The following is a 4,750-nucleotide window of genomic DNA, read 5'->3' as shown; positions in this document are numbered from 1 at the left end:
TAAGCTCGTCAACAGCGATGGGCAATCGCCACTGGGAACACTAACCATTGATGCTAATGGTAATTGGCATTACAGCGTCGACAACTCATTGACGGGAGTTCAGGAGTTAGGTGATGGCATCACGCGTGAAGAAGTATTCCAAGTTACCTCAATAGATGGTTCAGTGACTCAGAATATTGTTGTGACAATTACTGGTGTTGATGGTGCACCCGCAATCGTGGAAGGCAACGCAGGGTCTGTGACAGAGGATGTTGGCACTAACTCTTTTGGCAACTTGGTTGCGACGGATAAATTGGTTATTGCAGACGAAGATGCTGGTGAGGAGGTATTCAATGCTGGGGATGCGATACCTGTCGGTACAACTTGGGGCGCTTTGAGTATCCAAGCAGATGGCACGTGGACGTATACCTTAGATAACTCACTAGAGGCAGTGCAAGCACTGGATGTTGGTGATCAACGCATTGAAGAGTTTACAGTCACGTCAGCGGATGGCACTTCACATACGATTGCTGTGACTATTCATGGTGCGGAGGACGAAACCTTTATTACGGGTCCGACTACGGATACGGTGAAAGAAGATACGGATGTGGATGCCGGTTTCTTGGTCGCAGGTGACAGCTTATCCCTGAGCATTAGCGATAAAGATGCGGGTGAGAACAAATTCAGCACTATTGTAACCAAAGTGGCGAATGACGATGGTGAGCAGCCATTGGGTACTTTGACCATTACTGAGGATGGTGATTGGTCGTATCAAGTATCGAACGCTATATCAGGTGTACAAGAGCTTGGTGAAGGTGAGACGCGTGTAGAACGTTTCACGGTGACATCGATTGATGGTTCAAAAACCGAGACCATAGAAGTGACGATTCATGGTACAAACGACCAACCGACCATATCAGGAACCAATACTGGTAATGTTGTAGAAGATAGACAGATATCCAATGAAGGAGGCACGAAATACATCACTGAAGATGGTTCTTTACGAATTGTGGATGTTGATGCGAATGAAAGCCACTTTAATACTAGCGTTGAATCTATAGGTTCAACGCTGGGTATTCTTTCTATTAACGCTCAAGGTGATTGGGACTATAAAGTTGATACCAAACTCAAAGCAATTCAAAGCCTAGCAGTTGACGAAACTATTCAGGAGTCATTCCGAGTATATTCTGCAGATGGAAGCGCTTCAGAAGTCATCACTATTACTATTACAGGTACTAATGACAGGCCAAATATAAAAGGAGACAAATCAGGGAGTGTTAAAGAAAACCCTGAGAATATTAATACTGAAGTGAGTACAACCGGTGATCTAAATCCAAAAGATAAAGATACATCAGACACTCACGAATGGTCTTTACTAGGGTCTTCTGAAGGTATATACGGTTCATTTACCATTGATCCAACCTCAGGTACTTGGAAGTACATCCTTGACAATGATAAAGCTGATTCTTTATCCGAAGGCCAGATAGAAAAAGAAGTATTCACTGTTCAAGTCGATGACGGAAATGGTGGGACTCGCACGCAAAATATCACGATTACAGTTGAAGGTACCAATGATACCTTTGCACTTTCAGGCGATAATTCTGCAACATTGACGGAAGATCTTCACACGGTTGAAGGTGGTGTAATTACCGTTTCAGATATTGATATCGACGACCAGTTTACGTGGACAGTACTAAATCCAAATGGAAATCTTGGAACTCTTACAGTCGACCAAAATGGCAAATGGACCTACTCACTAGATAAGAATTCAGCTGAAAAACTTGAGCAAGGGATAGTGTATCCGTCAGGTACTCAGAATGGTGAACATATATTCCAAATTCAAGTCACCGATGGTACTGCGACTAAGGTATTTGATGTCAATATTGATGTTATTGGTACCAATGATGTACCTGAAATCACAGGCACTCGCACAGCAGAACTCTATGAAGTTAACGGGTACGGGCAGAGCGTCACTCAAGATCTAAGTACAGGTGACCCCGATTTAAACGAAACAGAAAGTTGGCAAATAAACAATGCCAACTCAGGTATTGGGATATATGGTTCTCTAGTCCTCGACCAAAATGGTGAGTGGACTTATACATTAGGCGTGACCGATGCACAAAAAGCTGCAGTTGATGCTTTACCGCATGATGCCAAAGTAAAAGAGTCGTTCTCAATTACATTGACAGATAAGTATGCGGCTACAAGTACAAAAGACATTACGATAACGGTACACGGTGATAATGACCGGCCGATTATAGGTGGTGATTTATCTGGGTCGGTGACTGAAGATGTCCATCCAAATGATGACGTAACAGAAGATATTAAGGTTACAGGCTCACTCTCTGATGGTGATGTAGACACTGGTGACGACCATATCTGGTCGTTGAACACACCGAAAGGGCAATTTGGTACTATTTTAATTGACCCTGACACAGGTGAGTGGACATATGTTTTAAATAACAACAGCCCAACTGTTCAAGCTCTCAGACCTGGCGATACTGCTTTGACTGACACCTTTACAGTGACAGTCAAAGATGACTCTGGGCAGATTGATAGTACCGCTACCCAAACCATCACGATTAGCATTAACGGCACGAATGATGCTCCAGAACTTGCGGGCACCACAACTGGTAGTGTTATCGAAGACACTCCAGGACGTGAAGTGGCGACGGGTAACCTTGCCGTATCTGATATTGATTCTACTGATACTCATTCTTGGCAGGTTCAGGGTGAAAATCCAGTAAACGGGAAAGCGACGGGTACCTACGGTCTGCTGTCGGTTGATGATAATGGTAAGTGGACTTATGAGCTCGATAGTGACTCATTGGCTACTCGCTCAATACCACCAGGCATGACGGTAACAGATACTTTCCAAGTTGTTGTAACGGACGCTGGCGGTTTAACAGACACGATTACTGTTACGGTATCCGTTGCGGGCACCAACAGTGAGCCAGAAATTGTTATTAAACCTGAATATACCGTGATAGAAGATGGAGCCGCCTTGAGTGGAACGATCATAGCGGGTATTCCGACCCAAGATCAGCTAGATAACAATGTTATTGGTGGTGGTGACCCGGATCAGGGTGAAATCGTTTCTTGGAGTGTATTGCAAGGTGGCCAATACGGTACTTTCAGTATTGATGAAGCCACAGGTACTTGGACTTATGTGCTGAACAATAACCATCCAGATGTAGATTCTCTTGATAAGGGAGACATATTACCAGGTGGTGACACCGTTCAGTTGCGTGTTAGAGATAAGTATGGTGTTGAGTCGACTCAAGAAATTAAGATTGTTATTGAAGGTGAGAATGACGCACCAAACATTACAGGGGCGAAAGTCGCTTCCATATCGGAAGATGCGATAGAGGCAGGGCAAAATACGGCAACGGGATTGCTAGAACCCGGCGATGTCGATGCCGATGACACTCATCTATGGACACTCACTGATTCTAATAACGGACGCGGTGAATATGGCACATTGACACTCAGCTCCAATGGTCAATGGATGTTCACTTATGACCAGCCAAGCAAATTAGCAGAAATTAAAGCCTTAAAACCAGGGCAGGTAGTCACTGATACCTTTGAAGTCACGGTAACGGATAGCCATGGGGCAACATCCACTGAAACGGTAACTATCCGTATCGAGGGTCAAAACGACGCGCCAACAGTTAGTGGTGATGTCTCTGGCACATTTGTCGAAGATAACGGGACGGATGACCCAAGTGATGACTTAACACCTGTGACTGGTCAGGCGGTACTTACTGACGTAGACAATGGGGACTCAGCCGAGTTTGTGATTGCAGATGGTCAAACTCATAGCGTCTACACGGGGCTTCGTGGTGACTTATCGATTGATAAAGATGGTAACTGGGAGTTCACGCCAAAGAATGATCTGTTGCAAGCACTAGCAGAAGGCGAAACACAAAAAGAAGTCTTCACCGTTATTGCTCAAGACAAAAATGGCGCCACCATCACCCAAGAAATCACTATCACGATTGAAGGCCGAAATGACGTTCCAGTGATTCATGGTGAATCGACGGGCACGGTTGTAGAGGACGGTACTGCGGATGTATTTGGTGTTGATTTAACCCGCGTTGAAGGCCAATTGGTCGCTACAGATGTCGATAACAATAGCTCTATTCATGCGTGGTCGATTGAGTCCTCAGGTGTGGGTCAATACGGTACCTTAACGTTAGATAATAGCGGTAAGTGGACGTATGTTCTTGATAATACTAAGGCAGCAACTCAAGCACTGGCGCCAGGTGATGTCGGTAAAGAAACGTTCTACATTATCGCAACCGACAATGATGGTGGAATTTCCAATCGACAAGAAGTGACTATCGACGTGATTGGTCAGCGCGACACAGGTGATGGTTCTGGTGGTGGCGGTCTTGTTGAAGTCGATAGCTCAACGTTGGATGTGACCGAGGACTCTAACCTAACGGACAGTGATTCTCTGCCATTAGGTATCCCATTACCTGTCGGATCAAGCTTTATTCCGATCACGGGTGGGGTATACGGTCAATTGGTACCGTCTGGAGATGGTGGTTGGCGATATGAGCTCGATAACGATTCGCCATTAGTCCAGGGACTAGATGAAGGCCAAACAGCAACCGAAACGTGGAGAATCGTCGGGCCGGGTGGCGTGGGATATATCTCCGTTGACGTCACGATCAATGGTACGGCTGATAAGCCAGAAATTACTTATGAAACAGATAATAATACGCCTCAGAACGATACGATTTTGCTTGAAGGTAAGGAAACTCAA

1 protein-coding gene is annotated in these 4,750 nt (G+C 45.1%); it reads left to right on the top strand.

Going from position 1 to position 4,750, the window contains the following annotated elements:
* Positions 1-4,750 (top strand): VCBS domain-containing protein (locus tag HW45_RS02705; RefSeq protein WP_038224535.1); only part of this gene is annotated, 4,750 nt, incomplete at both ends.

The organism is Vibrio sp. ER1A, from assembly GCF_000733315.1.
Lineage (GTDB): Bacteria > Pseudomonadota > Gammaproteobacteria > Enterobacterales > Vibrionaceae > Vibrio > Vibrio mediterranei.
This window is presented reverse-complemented; position numbering and strand designations above follow the sequence as displayed.